The sequence below is a fragment of the Brochothrix campestris genome (assembly GCF_046058945.1).
Classification (GTDB): Bacteria; Bacillota; Bacilli; order Lactobacillales; family Listeriaceae; genus Brochothrix; species Brochothrix campestris.
In genome coordinates, this window is record NZ_CP175511.1 from 699,085 (window position 1) to 716,292 (window position 17,208).

A 17,208-nucleotide genomic window follows, 5' to 3' on the forward strand; every position below is an offset into this window, starting at 1 on the left:
TTATCTTCGAACAAAGGTTGCTGCATTTCGCAAAGTTGCGAGTAGCTGACCAACTCAGTTATACTGAAGATGTATAAGGAGTGTAGCGAATGAATGATTTAATTAAACATAAACTCGAAATATTACCTGACTTCCCTGGTTGCTATTTAATGAAAGATAGTAATGGCACGATTATTTATGTCGGGAAAGCTAAAATTCTCAAAAATCGTGTGCGTTCTTACTTTACCGGTTCACACAATGGTAAAACACAACGATTGGTAGCGGATATTGTTGATTTTGAATACATCGTAACACGATCTGATGTTGAAGCGCTGTTACTTGAAATTAATCTGATAAAAAAACATGACCCGAAATATAATATTATGTTAAAAGATGATAAGACCTATCCGTATCTTAAAATTACAAATGAACGTCATCCACGTTTAATCATTACCCGTAAATTGTTAAATGATAAGGGGAAATATTTTGGTCCTTATCCAAATGTGAGTGCCGCTAACGAAACGAAAAAAATCTTGGATAAACTATATCCACTCCGTAAATGTAAAGCGATTCCGGGGCGTCCCTGTTTGTATTATCATTTAGGACAATGCTTAGGCCCCTGTGTGAATAGCGTATCGGAAGCGACCTACAATGATATGATTGTTAAGATTGCCCAATTTTTAAACGGAGGTCACCAAAAGGTGGTCAAACAATTACAATTGAAAATGCAGGCAGCTGCTGAAAGATTGGAGTTTGAAAAGGCTGCCGAGTACCGTGACCAGATTGAAAGTATCGAATTGACGATTCAAAAACAAACGATGACGAGCAATGATTTCACAGACCGGGATGTATTTGGTTATGCGGTTGATAAAGGGTGGATGTGTGTGCAAGTGTTTTTTGTGCGACAAGGCAAGTTAATCGAACGTGACGTATCGTTGTTCCCGATTCATGATGAAGCGGCTGATGAATTTACTTCCTATATTGCGCAATTTTATAAACGGATGAATCATTTAGTGCCACAAGAAATTTTTTTGCCGGACTCAGTTGATAATCACTTAATTGAGGAATTATTAGAAGTGCCTTGTTTAGTACCTCAACGAGGGAGCAAAAAAGATTTGACGATTTTAGCTCATAAAAATGCAAGCATAGCCTTACAACAGAAATTCTCACTGATTGCCCGCAATGATGAGCGCACAATCGGTGCGGCGGAGCAACTTGGCGAAGCGCTAGCAATTCCAGTGCCACGTCTGATTGAAGCCTTCGATAATTCAAACATTCAAGGTGTCGATGCGGTTTCAGCGATGGTGTGTTTTGAAGATGGAAAACCTTCGCGTTCTAAATACCGTAAATATAAAATTAAAACGGTGACAGGTCCTGATGATTATGCAACGATGCAAGAAGTGATTCGTCGCCGTTATTGGCGCGTGTTAAAAGAGCAACTTCCAATGCCAGATCTCATCTTAATCGATGGTGGGAAAGGCCAGGTTGATATCGCAAAAGATGTTTTAAGCAATGAATTAGGCATTGATGTACCAGTGGCTGGTATGGCGAAAGATGCGAAACATAACACGAGCTACCTCGTATTTGGTGATCCGCTAGACGCCTTGTACTTAGATCCACGATCAGAAGCCTTCTATCTACTGCAACGTATTCAGGATGAGGTGCATCGTTTTGCGATTACCTTTCATCGTCAAGTGCATAGCAAAACGAGTTTTAGTTCGAAATTGGATGGGATTGAAGGTGTTGGACCGAAACGTAAACAAAAGCTGTTAAAACACTTCGGTTCCATTAAAAAAATGAGTGAGGCACCGCTATCTGAGTATACTAAAATTGGTATTCCGCAGGTGATTGCTGAACGCATACTAGAAAAATTAAAGTGAAATCACCCAAGTTTAGGATTTAAATACTAGAGGATATAACAACGTTTCTATTCAGTCTTATCATCTCGTAGACAAAGTCACTTGAACGAACGTTCAAAGTAAAACCGGTTTAATTCGGCTCTATGTCAAATAGTGTTGTTATTCAAAATTTAGTAAAATAAGTCATTTTTGCAGCTACCTTTTTTGGTAGCTGCTTTTTTTGTAGTCATTCCTAATGTGAAGGACGCTTTCTGCGGGTGACGCTTCATCCTCCGCGCTCCGCTGTGGGGTATTCAGCTGCCACTTTTCCCGCTAGAGTCGCCTTCACAAACGTCATGACGCTGCACGTTTATTATTGAGGTTTTCGCGTATTAAAAGACAGTAAAAGAGTCAATTAATTACGAGTTGGGAGCGATGCGTTTATGATTGAATCCGAGTAGAATCCTGTTTCTGAAATTTGAAAAGTTACGGTAACCAAACGAAATCCGTTTAATCACTTTTATTTTGTTATTGATCCCTCCTAAATGCCCGTTGGAATCCTTGTATTTAAAGCTATTTTCGATTGCAAGTAAATGCTTGTTTAATATTTTTAAACTGCGTTTCAGTTGTGAAGAAACGAAAGGTTTTTTAGTCTGAATCAGTGATTGGTAAGCAGGGAAATTTTTGTGTTGTAGCGCAATCAGTAATTGCTGTGCTAGTTCGTACGTTTCTTTGAATTCAACATCCAGTGTCATAAAGTAATCGATGATTCCTCTCGAACTTTTTTGTCCGTTAAATAAACGATGATAGCGATAATCAAAATCGCTTAAGTCTGTTTTGTTTTTGAGAAGTAATTTCCAATACGCTTTGAGTTTACGATAAATCTTTTTATCTTCTGAGTTTGAAGTATCATAACGGTTCATGAGTTTAATACGTGTTTGATTAAGGGAGCGTGTTACTAATTGGGACAAATGAAAACGATCGATGATGCAATCTTCTAGATGGGAGGATATCAATGATTTCATATTTTTTCGCATCAGTGCAAATAAAACGCATCTGACTATCAGCACTCTTTACCGATTTGAATTCATCCATTGAAAGATGTAGTGGAAGCCTTTGATAGTTCGGTTTGAATTGAGGAGACCATTGGTGTAAAGCACGATTAACAGTAGTTGTTGAAACACTCTGTCTAAAAGCGATATCTTTTTCAGAAGTAATAAACTGTCCTTCGGCAGCTAGTGTTTGGATGACACGTTTGGAGATAAAACAATTTCGTTTTACCATCGAAGTTGAAGCGATAAAGGTTGTTTTACATCCTTTACATAAGAAGCGTTGCTTCTTTAAAAAGAGATAGGTTGGAAGGTTATTGGTTTTAAGGAGTGTGATACGTGATAGTTTAGTTCCGTGTTTAATGAGTTTAACTGTTTTATTATTGAAGCCGCAATTCGCACACCGTGAGGGTGTGTAAGAGAGTGTGCCAAAATAACAAGTGCTTAAAACACCTTTAATTAACTGAGTTAAACACCATGTTTTTGGAAAAGAAATAGTTTCATCTGTAATTCCAGAGGAATTCGCGATATTATTAAAAGTGATAGCTGATATTGTCGAATCCCCCTTATAAATTTTTTGTGGTGACTTAATATTATAGGGATTTTGAAAATGTTGCTATTTTTTTGCGAAAAAATAGGCATCAGTGAAAATTCACCAACACCATAAATTATAGAACCTTTAATTCGACTTTGTCTACAACCTGAAACGACGGTATCCCGTCGTTTTTTTACAACAAATGTATAAATATACGTATTGACTTTATATTTATACATGTTTATAATAAGCTTATAATAATAAAGGGGGCCTTTTATGAAAGTTTCTATCGTTGGAGCAACGGGTTATAGCGGTTTAGAATTACTTCGTCTCGTCAGTCAACACCCCAACTTAGAACTGATTTCATTGCATAGTTTAACAGGGAAAGGTGAGTTGTTATCGGAGACGTTTCCGTTAGTTAAAGAGACGGGTTATGATTTAATCGTAGAACCAGTTGATGCTGTACGTATTTCAGCAATTGCTGAAATCGTCTTTTTAGCGACACCGGCAGGGATTGCAAAAGACTTAATTCCATTATTGAGCTCATCGCTACAAATTATTGATTTATCAGGCGACTTTCGGTTAGAAAAGAGTGAAAATTATGACAATTGGTATGGGCAGTCAGCGGCGGCGCAAGCTCTACGTGATGAGGCCATTTACGGCCTCAGTGAGTGGGAGCAGACCGCTTTGATGGGGGCACGCTTAATTGCTAATCCAGGCTGTTATGCCACCGCGATTCTATTAGCTCTAATGCCCTTATTTGAGAAGTTAGCGATGGGAGACGTCATTATCGATGCAAAATCGGGTGTTTCAGGTGCGGGGAAGGGCTTATCGCCAGCAACCCATTTTATGCAAACCCATGATAATTTACAAGCCTACAAAATCAATCGTCATCAACACATTCCTGAAATCGAGCAACAGCTTAGCAAAGTGACTGAGAGTGTCGCACCGATTACACTCACAACGCAGTTGCTACCAATTGCCCGAGGTTTGATGGCAACCATTTATTTTGAAACGTCCGCCACCAATCAGCAACTGTCCGCCATTTTCGCAACGGCTTATCAGCAAGCACCCTTTGTACGCATATTTGCTGAACAGCTGCCGACGATACAACAAGTCATTGGCAGTAATTATTGCGATATTGGCTGGCATAAAGATGAGCGAACAGGTCGTGTGACACTCATATCAGTCATTGATAATTTAGTGAAAGGGGCGGCCGGACAGGCGATTCAAAACGTTAACATCAGTCAAGGTTGGGAGCAAACCTTAGGGTTACCACTCTTGCCAATCTTAATTTAGAGGGAGTTAAAATAATGCAAATACGACATGAGGGACACATAGCCACACCGCTTGGTTTTTATACAGATGGGTTACATGCAGGGTTAAAACGCTTTAAAAAAGATATTGGACTCATCTATTCGGATGTACCGGCGCAAACAGCTGCGGTGTATACGCAAAATTATTTTAAGGGAGCTCCAATTACCGTGACACAAGCGAGTTTGGCAACCTCCTCCTTGACACAAGCCTTGATTGTAAACAGTGGCAATGCCAATACTTGTACAGGGAAAAAAGGCATCGCTGACGCTTATGCGATGCGTGCGGCAACGGCGGCAAAATTACAGCTGCCTGTTGATTATGTGACGGTGGCTTCAACAGGTGTCATTGGTGTGCCACTCAATTTACCACGCGTACTCGATGGGATTGCACAGTTGGATGAAACACAGAGTAATGGTCATGGCTTTCAAGAAGCCATCTTGACGACTGATAAGGCGGTTAAGTCAGTTTGTGTCACGATTGAACTCGATGGTCAAACAGTGACAGTCGCAGGTGTAGCCAAGGGCAGTGGCATGATTAATCCTAATATGGCAACCTTGCTCGGATTTATTACAACAGATGCTGCCATTGAAGGTGTCTATTTAGATAAATTATTACGCCAGACAATTGAGCGGTCATTTAATCAAATTACGATTGATGGCGATACCTCAACAAATGATATGGTATTGGTGATGGCAAATGGTCGGGCTGGCAATGATATACTTTGTGCGAACCATCCTCAAATACTGCAATTTAAAGCCGCTTTAATGTATGTGTGCGAACAGTTATCAAAAAAGGTAGCAGCTGATGGCGAAGGGGCGACTAAACTGATTGAAGTGAATGTGACGGGAGCTCTTCAACAAACTGATGCGCGTTTAATTGCCAAAAAAGTCGTTGGTTCTAACTTAGTGAAGGCTGCCTTCTTTGGTGAAGATGGCAACTGGGGACGGATTATTGATGCAATCGGATACGCCGGAGTACCGATTAATCCTGACACAGTCGATATTGCCATCTCGGGTGTAACGGTACTAAAGAACAGCGAACCAGTAATAATTGATGAGGCTCGTGACTTAACACCCGTGTTAAAAGCGCATGATATTACGATTGCGGTTGAGCTCCATTTGGGCAATGAAGCAGGGACTGCCTGGGGCTGCGATTTAAGTTACGAGTACGTCAAAATTAATGCGGCCTACCGCACATAGGGGGGATAAGATGAGTGAAACAATCGTTATTAAACTAGGAGGCAATGCCTTAAGTACCATCGAACCGGCTTTTTTTAAACAGATTAAAGACTGGCAAACAGCAGGGAAGCGTCTAGTCTTTGTACATGGTGGTGGGCCACAAATTGACACCTTACTTGAGAAACTACACATTGGGATTGAAAAGAAACAGGGATTACGCGTAACCAGTCGTGAAGTACTCGATGTCGCCACGATGGTTTTAGCGGGGAAAATCAATACGGAAATGGTGCTGCAGTTTGCTGCTAAAGGCTTTCAGTCCATCGGCCTCAATGGCAGTGATAATTTACTGTTGAAAGTAAGGCCGATTCATGATCAGATGTTAGGCTATGTTGGTACAGTGGAACATGTTAATGTTGCCTTTTTGAAGATGTTACTCGATCATCACTTAACACCAGTTATTGCTCCGCTAGGCGTGGATGCAAACTTCCAACTGTATAATGTGAACGCCGATATTGCCGCCTGTCATATTGCGGGTGCTCTTCAAGCCGAACAGCTCATCTTATTGACCGACGTACCAGGTGTGTTTGCTAATCAGCGGATTATTAAAGAATCGTTGCCACAGTTAATGCTTGATTACATTGATCGTGGTGTCATTATCGGGGGAATGATTCCGAAGGTGAAAGGCGCAATTGCCGCAGTTAATCGCGGCGTTAAACGGGTCCACATTACCGATAGGATTCAGGTGAGCGGTACTGCAATTACGAAGGAGGCGGTGCTGCAATGACACGCTTGATGAATAATTATGGGCGTCTCCCATTGGTGATTACAACTGCTGCTGGATCGTATGTTACAGATGAGCAAGCACGGCGTTATTTGGACTTTACTTCTGGAATTGCCGTCTGTAATTTAGGTCATCGGCCGGCAGCGGTCGAGGAGGCCGTTCAAGCTCAATTACAACAAGTATGGCACACATCTAACCTGTTTGAAAACCGTTTGCAAGAAAAGGTGGCAGCTTCACTTGTCGTGGGCATCGGTGCACCAGGAAAGGTCTTTTTTTGTAATTCAGGGACAGAGGCGAATGAAGCAGCGATTAAGCTTGCGCGTAAATATACCGGAAAAGAGACCATTGTCAGTTTTGAACAATCGTTTCACGGACGAACATACGGGGCAATGGCAGCCACAGGACAAGCTAAAATCCATAACGGTTTTGGTCGCTTGTTAGCAGGGTTTGATTATTTACCGTTTAACGACAGTGCTGCTCTCATTGAAAAATTAACAACCGATGATGCAATCGCCGCTGTAATGCTCGAACTCGTTCAAGGGGAAGGTGGTGTTTATCCAGCTGATAGTACCTTTATTGATACACTCGTACAGCTTTGCACTGCCAAAAAGATTTTAATTATCGTCGATGAAGTTCAAACCGGTTTTGGTCGTACGGGCGAGCTCTTTGCTACACAGCAGTATCAGTTTGTGCCTGATATTATGACCTTAGCGAAGGGATTGGCAAACGGAATCCCTGCAGGGGCAGTATTTGCTAAACCAGCAGTCGCATCCGCCTTTACACCGGGCACGCACGGGTCAACTTTTGGGGGGAATTATTTGGCAATGGCCGCAGCAGAGGCAGTGCTAACAACGTTAACGACCACTGGTTTTATGGCAGAAGTGCGACAAAAAAGTGCTTATTTTATGGCACAATTAAGAGAAATCGCAAATGCTAGCCCGCTCATTACCGCTGTTCGTGGTCGAGGTTTTTTAATCGGACTTGAATGTAACCAAGTCGTGGCACCACTCATAGAAGCGTGTCGTGCAGCGGGGTTACTCCTATTGAGTGCGGGAGCAACAGTGATTCGTCTGTTGCCACCAATCACCGCGAGCTACCGTGAACTCAATGAGGCACTTGCACTTTTAACCGTGGTATTTGAGCAGTCGCCACCGCTTATTAAATAAAATGAAGAATTTTCAGAATAATTAATCAGAAGAGGTTGCGGTGTAGTTCAAGATAAGCTACAATAAGTACAATAGTTAAATAGAATGTGAATAGAGGCGCGAGAGCTAAGAGTAAAATGTGGGATGTGTTACGAACACAGTTGAACACGTTTGAAAGGGGTGATCGCCGAAGTGGGGGCTGTGTCGTAGCGAACCTGCTGGTGTGTTGTAAAAGATATAACACATTGTCAAGGAGTCTTGGAGGGCTATTCTCATTGGAAACATACAAACCATTCGTTTGGAACGTTGTCACTTTGAGAAGATAAGCAGAGGCTTATGCTTAAAGTGGTGACGTTTTTTTTAAAAGAGGACACCGGACGACTATTCATTTAGCTAAATTAAGTCATAGGAGAGTGTTACGCATGGGCATTGTTGTTTTGAAATTTGGAGGCACATCAGTAGGTGATGTAGCTAAGATTAAGGCTACGGCTGAGCAAGCGATTCGTGAAAAAGCACAAGGAAATCAGGTGGTTGTAGTTGTCTCAGCGATGGGGAAATCAACCGATGACTTAGTCGCGTTAGCAACAGTAATTAACCCACAGGCAAGTACACGCGAAATGGACATGTTGCTCACAACGGGCGAACAGGTCACCATTTCACTATTAACGATGGCGCTACAGGCTGCTGGTCAAAAGGCGGTCTCCTATACAGGTTGGCAGGCTGGTATTATTACTGAAGCGGTACATAGTAATGCTCGGATTCAAACAATCGAAACAACAAAAATTGCAACGGCGTTAGCTGACAATCAGATTGTCATTGTTGCTGGTTTTCAGGGAATGAGTGAAAACGGTGAAATTACGACCTTAGGTCGCGGTGGTTCAGATACAACGGCAGTTGCTTTAGCAGCGGCCTTAGGTGCTGCTAAATGTAGTATTTGTACCGATGTCGTTGGTGTGTTCACAAGTGATCCCCGTTATATTACAGGTGCACAAAAGTTAAGAGAGATTGATTACGATGAAATGTTAGAACTTGCCAATCTCGGTGCGGGTGTGTTGCATCCGCGGGCAGTCGAATATGCAAAAAATCACCAAATCCCATTAGAAGTACGTGGAGCACATGTGACAGAAACGGGAACAATTATTAAGGAGGGAACATTATTGGAAACAAAACAAGTTGTGCGAGGCGTGGCCTTTGATGATGAAATTGCGCGTATTCGTGTGAGTTTCACATCGATTACAGCGATGAATATCGCCTGTATTTTTACGAAGTTAGCAGAGGCACATATTGACGTTGATATTATTGTCCAAAGTATCGGAGAAGACGATGGACCATCAGCGGTGTCATTCTCATTAAAAGAAGCTGCACTCGATGAAGCAGTGGCGATTTTAGCAGCCTATAAAGACGTGATTGGCTATGATAGCTTAGTGACTGAGGCTGGTTTGGCGAAGGTATCAATTGTTGGTTCGGGGATGGTTTCCAATCCAGGGGTAGCGGCGCAAATGTTTACGGAATTGCGTCAAGCCGATGTGGACATTCGGATGATTAGTACTTCTGAAATCAAGGTATCCGTTGTGGTACCGCAGGCTAAAATGCTCGTAGCAGCAAACGTATGCCATACTGCTTTTGAGCTTTAAATCGTAGTCTACCTATTCAATCTAATCACCTCGTAAACAAAGTCGCTGCATCACTTTTCACAGAAAAAGCAGTTTGATTCAACTTTGTCTACAATCTGAGCTACTTTTTAAGTGGCTTTTTTTGTGGAGAAAAAGAACGAACAAGCCTCATATCATTTGCTCATGCCTTGCTTTTATTTGTACAATGAAACAACAATGTTTTGTGACTAGTTATAAATGATTGTTTCAAAAGAACGTAATGTGTGAGATACCCTGCTAACAGTCAATTGAATTGTTGAATTCGTAAGGTCTCATTGGTTGAACAACAGAATTTGGGGAGTGGTAAACGTGAAAAATGAGGCGGTTAAAAGCGAGGCAGGATTTTTAAGTGCGAATATCATTATTAGTATTGTGGTTTTATATTTAGTCAGTGTCACGATGATTTATTTAGTAACCAAGAGTTTTAATTTAGTGATTATGCAAACCTTATGGTACATCGTGGGCTCAGTGGGAATAGCAATCATCCGATTATTTGATACAAAATTGATTGAGAAATACGCCATCTGGTTATACTTTGGAGGTATCCTATCGTTGGTAGCAGTTTTATTGTTTGGTAGCAATATTAATGGTGCGCAACGGTGGCTAAAGTTTGGTCCAGTTAGCTTGCAAACGTCTGAGTTTATGAAAATTTTTTATGTGTTGTTTTTGGCACATGTCATCGCAAAGCATCGTCAGACAAAACAACGTGCCAGTGATATTCTGTTGATTGGTAAAGTACTAGGGGTTTTAATTATCCCACTAATTTTCATTTTAAAACAACCTGACTTAGGGACTGCTATCGTTTTTATCATTATTACGTGTGGCATGTTGTTTATTGGGGGCATCTCGAAGAAAATTATTGCCTTAGCCATTTTGATAGGCGGTACCATCTTAGGTTTATTTGCTTATTTAGTTATTTTTAACCGTGGGCTGTTATTAAAAATAGGGTTTGAAAATTACCAGTTTAAACGGATTGATACATGGTTCGATGGTTCTGCAGTAGATGCCGATTCGGCCTTTAATGTTGAACAAGCCGTTAAGGCGATTGGATCAGGTGGCTATTTTGGCAATGGCTTTGAATCGCAGGTCTATGTGCCGGAACGCCATACGGATTTTATTTTCAGTATGATTGGTGAAACCACTGGTATGATTGGCTGTGCCATTTTGATTATTGTTTACTTTTTTCTGATGTATTATTTAATTCGGACGTGTTTTATGACGAAAACACTGTATCACACCTATGTGATTTCAGGTATTTTGATTTTGATGAGTTTTCATATGTTTCAAAACATTGCGATGAACATCGGCCTAATGCCGGTTACGGGGATTCCACTGCCCTTTATAAGTTATGGCGGATCCTCAATTTTAGCAAATATGCTCAGTTTAGGCATCGTTCTAGCGATTCAAAAAAATCATTATGAATCAGTCTTCGGTAAAAAACGGCAGTACGAAGAAATGGCGACTAATTTTGAGGAGTAGGCTAATGCCTTTACTGCAATTTTATGCTAAAATAAAGGCATTGAATCGAAGTGAAGGTGATGTTTAATGACCACATTAACAATAGCAAATTTAGAAGATACAGAACGTCTCGGTCTGAGCATCGGTCGTCTGTTAGAAGCCAACGATTGCATTTTACTCGAGGGTGATTTAGGTGCGGGCAAAACAACTTTAACAAAGGCGATTGCCCGTGGTTTAGGTGTTGAAGCAATGGTTAAAAGCCCGACCTTTACTATCATTCGCGAGTATGAAGGACGGTTACCGTTATATCATATGGATGCCTACCGTCTTGAAGATGCAGACGATGATTTAGGATTTGAAGAATACTTTACCAATAACGGTGTAGTAGTCGTTGAGTGGGCGCATTATATTGCTACTTTTTTACCGTCGCAGTTTTTACGTCTGTCACTCAAACATATTGATGAATTTTCACGTGAACTAACAATCGAAGCAGAAGGCGAGCATTATCAAATGCTCGTTGAGGAGGTCTTGGCACAATGGTAACACTCGCAATTGATTCATCAGCAAAAGCAATGACTGTCGGTCTAGTTAACGACGAAACCGTCTTAGGTGAAATCACCTTGAACGTCCAACAAAATCACAGTGTACAATTGATGCCAGCTATCGAGTATTTGATGGCAGCGAGTCAGGTTACACCGCAACAACTTAGCGCGATTGCCGTCGCCCAAGGACCAGGTTCTTACACAGGTTTGCGCATTGGGGTAACAATTGCGAAAACACTTGCCTGGGATTTAAAACTGCCGTTATATGGTGTGTCGACCTTACGAACGTTGGCTGATAATATTACGGTGTTCGATGGTTTAATCGTTTCGTTAGTCGATGCCCGACGCAATGCTGTTTTCGCGGGTATTTATCGTCGCGCAGCAATAGGCGATACGATTGAAACGGTTGTGACTGATCAATACGTCACGATGCCCGACTTGCTCGAGCAACTCGCAGAGCGTCAAGAAGCGGTGATGATCGTTGCCTCAGCAGCTGATATTAGTCTCTATCAAGCACAAATTGAAGAACATTTGGCACAAACTGTTTTTGCAGATACGGCCGCTGGGATGCCGTCAGGGGCACGCTTGGCGTTACTTGCTCAATATGAAAAACCACAGGATGTCCATACATTTGTGCCAACCTATATTCGCATGACAGAAGCGGAAACCAATTGGCGTAAAGCCCAAGGATTAGATTAATGGCTAGTTCATTAACCTTTCGTCCAGCAGTGGCGCGTGATATTGATCAGCTTGTTGCGATTGAACAGGCCTGTTTTGCAACACCTTGGGATCGAGCCGCGTTTGCATATGAATTAACCATCAATCAGTATGCCTATTACGTTGTGATTGAAAGTGAGCAGACGATTATTGGTTATGCAGGGGCCGGCTTTATTTTTGATGAAGGTCATATAACTAATGTGGGGATATTACCGGCTTACCGTGGTCAAGGATTAGGGTTGCGACTCATGCAACAACTCATCGCACAGGCACAAAAACAACAGGTCAGTTACTTAACGTTAGAAGTACGCGAAAGCAATGTGATTGCCCAGCGCTTATATCAGAAATTGGCTTTTCGTCCAGTCGCTCTTCGCAAAAAATATTACAGTGATAATCAAGAAGATGCGCTTATTATGCGGGTTGATTTTAACAAAGAGAGTGAGGATGTCAAATGAACGTGCGAATAGAACATGATACGATGGGTGAAATTGCAGTGCCCGCCGACCATTTATGGGGTGCACAAACACAACGGAGCCTCGAGCATTTTAAAATTGGTACTGAAAAAATGCCAGATGCACTTATTTTAGCATTTGCTCAGTTGAAAAAAGCAGCAAGTGTTGCGAATCATAACTTGAATAAATTGTCAGCTGCTAAGCAAGCAGCCATTGCACAAGCCTGTGATGAAATTATTGCCGGTCAATGGGCCGATGAATTTCCGTTATCGCTCTGGCAAACTGGTAGTGGCACGCAGACGAACATGAATATGAATGAGGTCATTGCCTATCGTGCGAATCAGTTAACGTCAGAAACAATTCATCCGAATGACGATGTTAACATGTCTCAGAGTTCAAATGATACGTTTCCGACAGCGATGCATATTGCTGCTTATGCTGAAATACAGTCTAGCTTGCTGCCAGTTGTGGCACAGATGCAGGCTGTCATGTTGCAAAAACAAGCACAATACCAACAGCTTGTTAAGATTGGTCGGACGCATTTACAAGATGCGACTCCTTTAACTTTTGGGCAAGAAATTTCTGGTTGGGAAGCGATGCTTAGCATGTCGATGCACCAGATTAACGAAAGTGCGCAACACTTATTAGCGTTAGCGATTGGCGGTACAGCAGTCGGTACCGGCTTAAATGCGCATCCGCTGTTCGGTGCGAAGGTGGCCCAACAGTTAAGCGTACAAACCGGTTACCCGTTTGTGAGTGCTGACAATAAATTCCATGCGCTGACTAGTCATGATGGCTTAGTTTATGCGCATGGTGCAATTAAAGGCCTCGCTGCCAATGCGCTGAAAATTGCTAACGACATTCGCTTGTTAGCAAGTGGCCCACGCAGTGGCATCGGTGAGTTACAGTTACCCGCAAATGAACCTGGTAGTTCAATTATGCCAGGTAAGGTGAATCCGACGCAGGCGGAAGCCTTAACGATGGTAAGTGTACAAGTGATGGGAAACGATGCGGCAATCGGCTTTGCAGCTAGTCAAGGTAACTTTGAGCTGAATGTCTATAAGCCTGTTATTATTTATAATTTTTTACAGTCGGTCGGCTTATTAACCGATGCACTGCGCTCATTTAATGTTAATTGCTTGGTAGGAATGGAAGCAATCCCGAGTCGGATGGACGAATTAGTACAGCAATCACTCATGCTCGTTACGGCTTTAAATCCGCAGATTGGCTATGAAAAAGCAGCGAAAATTGCCAAGGCTGCCTTTGTTAATAATTGCTCACTCAAAGAAGCGGCCATTGCTTCAGGTGACGTCACTCCAGCGCAATACGAACAATGGATTGATCCACTAAAAATGGTGAATTTACAAACGTCAACAACTGAAGGTGAAGAAACTAATGGAAACTAAGCGCTTAATTTTAGCATTTGAATCAAGCTGTGATGAAACGAGTGTCGCAGTTGTACAAAACGGCTCAGAAATCTTATCGAATGTGGTGTCTTCGCAAATTAAAAGTCATCAACGATTTGGTGGCGTAGTGCCTGAAATCGCATCACGTCATCACGTTGAACAAATTACGTATGTGATTGAAGCAGCTTTGACAGAAGCTGGCAAAACGATAGATGAAATGGACGCCATCGCTGTGACACAAGGACCTGGTTTGGTCGGTGCCTTGTTAATCGGTGTTAGTGCCGCTAAATCATTGGCGTTTGTCCATCAAAAACCATTGATTGGTGTCCATCATATTGAAGGTCATATTTTAGCGAATCGATTAGTCCAACCCTTAACGTATCCACTGATTGCACTAGTCGTTAGTGGTGGGCATACCGAGTTAGTCTACATGGCCAACGATCATAGTTTTGAAATCATCGGTGAAACACGTGATGATGCCGCTGGTGAAGCGTATGATAAAGTTGGACGGACAATGGGACTGACGTATCCTGGAGGAGCCAAGATTGATAAATTGGCGCTTGAAGGCGAAGATACCTATCATTTTCCACGGGCAATGCTCCATGAAGATAACTTGGATTTTAGTTTTTCAGGTTTAAAATCGTCATTTATCAATACGATTCATAATAAAGAACAACGCAATGAACCAATCGATAAAGCCAATTTTGCGGCGAGTTTCCAGGCGGCTGTAGTGGAAGTGCTCGTGACCAAAACGATGCGTGCGTTGGAACACTATTCGGTCGGTATGCTTGTTATGGCTGGTGGTGTGGCCGCGAACCAAGGGTTACGTCAAGGCTTAGCAGCTGCTTTAACAGCACAGTTCCCTGAGGTTGAATTGGTGATTCCGCCGTTAAGTCTCTGTGGCGATAATGCCGCAATGATTGGTGCAGCAGGCGATATGTTGTTGCAACAAGGTGTCTTTAGTGACATGAGTTTGAATGCCCGCCCGGGTTTTATGTTTGAAAAACATTAATACTCACTTAGGAACAGCAGATATCTTCAGTCTGAAAAAAGATAGCATGAGCTATCTTTTTTTTTGTCCTAATTAATTTTAAGCAATACACAGTTATTTTTAAGTGATAGCTAAGCTAACGATAACATAGGTGATAATCTATAAATGTTAAAAATGATGTTCGATATAAATAATAGTCTAGCGATATATAATCTCAGAAAGGTAACGACTGGTTGATTGACAGCGCTGCTTGAGAAGGATAGTCTAACGCTAATACACGGAGAAAGTGTAAAAGATGGGTGGAGGTTATCATGTTACACGCTCAAAACATTACGAAAAAGTGGGGACAGACGAAGGTGTTGGATGACCTGTCGGTGAGCTTAGCGCCAGGAACAATCACCGCCATTATTGGGCCGAATGGCTGTGGAAAAACGACCTTGTTTCGCTTGTTAGCGGGTATTATTGCACCAACAACGGGGACTGTCTCACGGTCAGAACGATTGAAACACTGTTTCTTCTTACAAGGTCATGAGATGCTGTATGATCATTTACAGTTCGTAGCAGCCATGTATCAGTCGTCCCAATCGCTTGGAGCGTTGGTGAAAAAATTACAGCTCACTGCTTGGATCCATCGCAAAGTGAAACATTATTCATTGGGGATGAAACAGCAGCTCTTGTTTGCGATGGCACTATTGTCTGAGACCTCCTTCTATTTATTGGATGAGCCCTTTAATGGACTCGATGTAATTGTGGCGCAACGATTGAAGCAACAGGTGATGAGCTTGAAAAAACAGGGGGCAACGATTGTTTTTTCATCGCATCAGCACTCTGATAGTGACCAATTAGCGGATGACTGTTATTTTATGAAGGCTGGGAAATTGCTTGAACAGACGACGATTCAACCAACGACTGAGCGTTATTTACTCAGGCTCAATCGTGTACCCCTCGCAACCGAAATCGCATATTTAACAGCGGAAGCAAACGTTCAGCAACTGGTAATGAACGATGAGAACCTTACTGTTACGATCACACCTGAAACAATACATGCCTTCATTAAGAGCTGTGAAGCATGTCAGTTAACAGTTAAGACCGTGACTAGTAGGCTGGATGAAACGAGACGAGCATATGAAGCACTCTATGGTGAGGAGGGGAAGCGTGATGTTGCAGCTGTTAGCCTTTGAATTGAAAAAAGTGGGGAAGCAAAAAGCGGGCTATGTTACACTCATTCTCTTGCTCATCGCCGTTGTGGGAGTCTATGGTTTACATCATAATCAAGTAAAGATCCTAACCCAAACGGCCATCTCTGATCAACAAGTAAATAACACCTCGATTGAACTGACCTTGCATCAATTACAGTTGCAAGAAGCGGATGAAGGAATAAACCAAATGATTGCCAGTAATGAGCATGAGCTTCAATTGGGAAAAGACCGCTTAACCGCCTTGCAATTAGAGATAGAAAGCTTAGTTTATCGATTAGACCAGATTGCAGCCGGGACATTAGCAGATGGAGAAGAGACGCGTGCGATTGAAGCGGGCCTTGCTCTCAAACGTAAGTTGGCAGCTGAGCATTATCCAGTCAATGACACAGGATTTTTCATTTGGGCACCTGATTTTGCGGAGGCAAGCCTCTCGTATTTGTTTCCGTATAGTTTAGCCGGTTGCAGTGGTGGATGGAGCATCTTTTCTTATCCGGTCATTATTCAAACGGTGGGCAGTTATCATTTGAGTTCTATCGGTGTTCTGTTGTTGCAAACAACCGTGTTGAGTCTAACGGTACTTTATTTTTTAGTCAACCTTGCAAGCCTGTGCGTGTTGCTCTTGAAAAATAGCGTATTGACCTTGAGTGTGTTGATTGTATGCCTGATAGCTACACAACAGATGGTTGAACGATTAGATACAATCGATGCATGGTGGGTAGTGTATAATCCGTTTGTGTATGCGAATGTTGTGGGCACAGTTGATGGCACTTTGGCAAATTATCTTCATGCCTCCGAGGTCAACACCGTGTTTGCCGCGGTCATCTTAAGTGGTGCGGGTCTAATTTGTGGTTTGATTGGCTACTGCTTTCATCGTCAGGAAAAATTGTGTTTAGTGAAATAAAAGTGAAAGCAGCTCATTCAACTTCGCAAAAAGCGGAACTATCGTACAAACCGTCAGTAACTGGATCA

Annotated in this window: 16 protein-coding genes, 1 pseudogene and 1 riboswitch; of the genes and pseudogenes, 14 read left to right on the forward strand and 3 right to left on the reverse strand. The window is 42.2% G+C overall.

Annotated features, from left to right (window positions below):
- The first annotated feature begins 89 nt into the window (after window positions 1-89).
- Complete coding sequence (uvrC, locus tag ACJYYY_RS03575; protein ID WP_035314707.1) at window positions 90-1,859, forward strand: excinuclease ABC subunit UvrC; 1,770 nt, start codon at window positions 90-92, stop codon at window positions 1,857-1,859.
- 377 nt (window positions 1,860-2,236) lie between these two features.
- Here the strand turns inward: uvrC and ACJYYY_RS03580 are convergent, their stop codons facing one another.
- The 3 genes and pseudogenes from ACJYYY_RS03580 to ACJYYY_RS03590 all read right to left on the reverse strand — a co-directional run.
- Window positions 2,237-2,854 (reverse strand): transposase, encoded by a 618-nt coding sequence (locus ACJYYY_RS03580; protein ID WP_408869113.1) that lies wholly within the window; start codon window positions 2,852-2,854, stop codon window positions 2,237-2,239.
- The gene (locus ACJYYY_RS03585) at window positions 2,760-3,101 is read right to left on the reverse strand and encodes a hypothetical protein (RefSeq protein WP_408869114.1); all 342 of its coding nucleotides are present in this window, start codon (window positions 3,099-3,101) and stop codon (window positions 2,760-2,762) included. Before ACJYYY_RS03585 ends, ACJYYY_RS03580 begins: the two co-directional genes overlap by 95 nt.
- A gap of 39 nt (window positions 3,102-3,140) precedes the next feature.
- Window positions 3,141-3,458: pseudogene (locus ACJYYY_RS03590) on the reverse strand (hypothetical protein); the annotation flags it as partial.
- Window positions 3,459-3,677: 219 nt separating this feature from the next.
- Between ACJYYY_RS03590 and argC the strand changes: the two are divergent.
- From argC to ACJYYY_RS03655, 13 genes are all read left to right on the forward strand, one after another.
- Entirely contained in the window at window positions 3,678-4,700 is a 1,023-nt protein-coding gene (gene argC, locus ACJYYY_RS03595; protein ID WP_035313411.1) for an N-acetyl-gamma-glutamyl-phosphate reductase, read from the forward strand.
- Between the two features lie 14 nt (window positions 4,701-4,714).
- Complete coding sequence (gene argJ / locus ACJYYY_RS03600) at window positions 4,715-5,917, forward strand: bifunctional glutamate N-acetyltransferase/amino-acid acetyltransferase ArgJ (protein WP_035313409.1); 1,203 nt, start codon at window positions 4,715-4,717, stop codon at window positions 5,915-5,917.
- A gap of 10 nt (window positions 5,918-5,927) precedes the next feature.
- A complete protein-coding gene (gene argB, locus ACJYYY_RS03605) occupies window positions 5,928-6,680 on the forward strand; it encodes an acetylglutamate kinase (RefSeq protein WP_035313407.1) in 753 nt (250 codons plus the stop codon).
- Window positions 6,677-7,843: an acetylornithine transaminase gene (locus ACJYYY_RS03610; protein ID WP_408869115.1), complete on the forward strand. Its 1,167-nt coding sequence runs from the start codon at window positions 6,677-6,679 to the stop codon at window positions 7,841-7,843. The genes argB and ACJYYY_RS03610 overlap by 4 nt, the downstream gene beginning before the upstream one ends.
- Before the next feature lie 83 nt (window positions 7,844-7,926).
- Window positions 7,927-8,099: riboswitch (Lysine riboswitch) on the forward strand.
- A 145-nt stretch (window positions 8,100-8,244) separates the two neighbouring features.
- Entirely contained in the window at window positions 8,245-9,456 is a 1,212-nt protein-coding gene (locus ACJYYY_RS03615; protein WP_035313406.1) for an aspartate kinase, read from the forward strand.
- 327 nt (window positions 9,457-9,783) lie between these two features.
- Window positions 9,784-10,953, forward strand: coding sequence for an FtsW/RodA/SpoVE family cell cycle protein (locus ACJYYY_RS03620; protein ID WP_408869116.1), 1,170 nt, complete (start codon window positions 9,784-9,786; stop codon window positions 10,951-10,953).
- A gap of 66 nt (window positions 10,954-11,019) precedes the next feature.
- Entirely contained in the window at window positions 11,020-11,475 is a 456-nt protein-coding gene (gene tsaE, locus ACJYYY_RS03625) for a tRNA (adenosine(37)-N6)-threonylcarbamoyltransferase complex ATPase subunit type 1 TsaE (protein ID WP_035313404.1), read from the forward strand.
- Window positions 11,469-12,173: a tRNA (adenosine(37)-N6)-threonylcarbamoyltransferase complex dimerization subunit type 1 TsaB gene (gene tsaB, locus ACJYYY_RS03630; protein WP_035313403.1), complete on the forward strand. Its 705-nt coding sequence runs from the start codon at window positions 11,469-11,471 to the stop codon at window positions 12,171-12,173. Before tsaE ends, tsaB begins: the two co-directional genes overlap by 7 nt.
- Window positions 12,173-12,646 (forward strand): ribosomal protein S18-alanine N-acetyltransferase, encoded by a 474-nt coding sequence (gene rimI, locus ACJYYY_RS03635; RefSeq protein ID WP_035313401.1) that lies wholly within the window; start codon window positions 12,173-12,175, stop codon window positions 12,644-12,646. Before tsaB ends, rimI begins: the two co-directional genes overlap by 1 nt.
- Window positions 12,643-14,049, forward strand: coding sequence for a class II fumarate hydratase (gene fumC / locus ACJYYY_RS03640; RefSeq protein ID WP_051456823.1), 1,407 nt, complete (start codon window positions 12,643-12,645; stop codon window positions 14,047-14,049). The genes rimI and fumC overlap by 4 nt, the downstream gene beginning before the upstream one ends.
- Window positions 14,039-15,061 (forward strand): tRNA (adenosine(37)-N6)-threonylcarbamoyltransferase complex transferase subunit TsaD, encoded by a 1,023-nt coding sequence (tsaD, locus tag ACJYYY_RS03645; protein WP_035313399.1) that lies wholly within the window; start codon window positions 14,039-14,041, stop codon window positions 15,059-15,061. The genes fumC and tsaD overlap by 11 nt, the downstream gene beginning before the upstream one ends.
- 290 nt (window positions 15,062-15,351) lie before the next feature.
- A complete protein-coding gene (locus tag ACJYYY_RS03650) occupies window positions 15,352-16,221 on the forward strand; it encodes an ABC transporter ATP-binding protein (protein ID WP_035313397.1) in 870 nt (289 codons plus the stop codon).
- Window positions 16,199-17,140: a hypothetical protein gene (locus ACJYYY_RS03655; RefSeq protein WP_035313396.1), complete on the forward strand. Its 942-nt coding sequence runs from the start codon at window positions 16,199-16,201 to the stop codon at window positions 17,138-17,140. Before ACJYYY_RS03650 ends, ACJYYY_RS03655 begins: the two co-directional genes overlap by 23 nt.
- The last annotated feature ends 68 nt before the right edge of the window (window positions 17,141-17,208 follow it).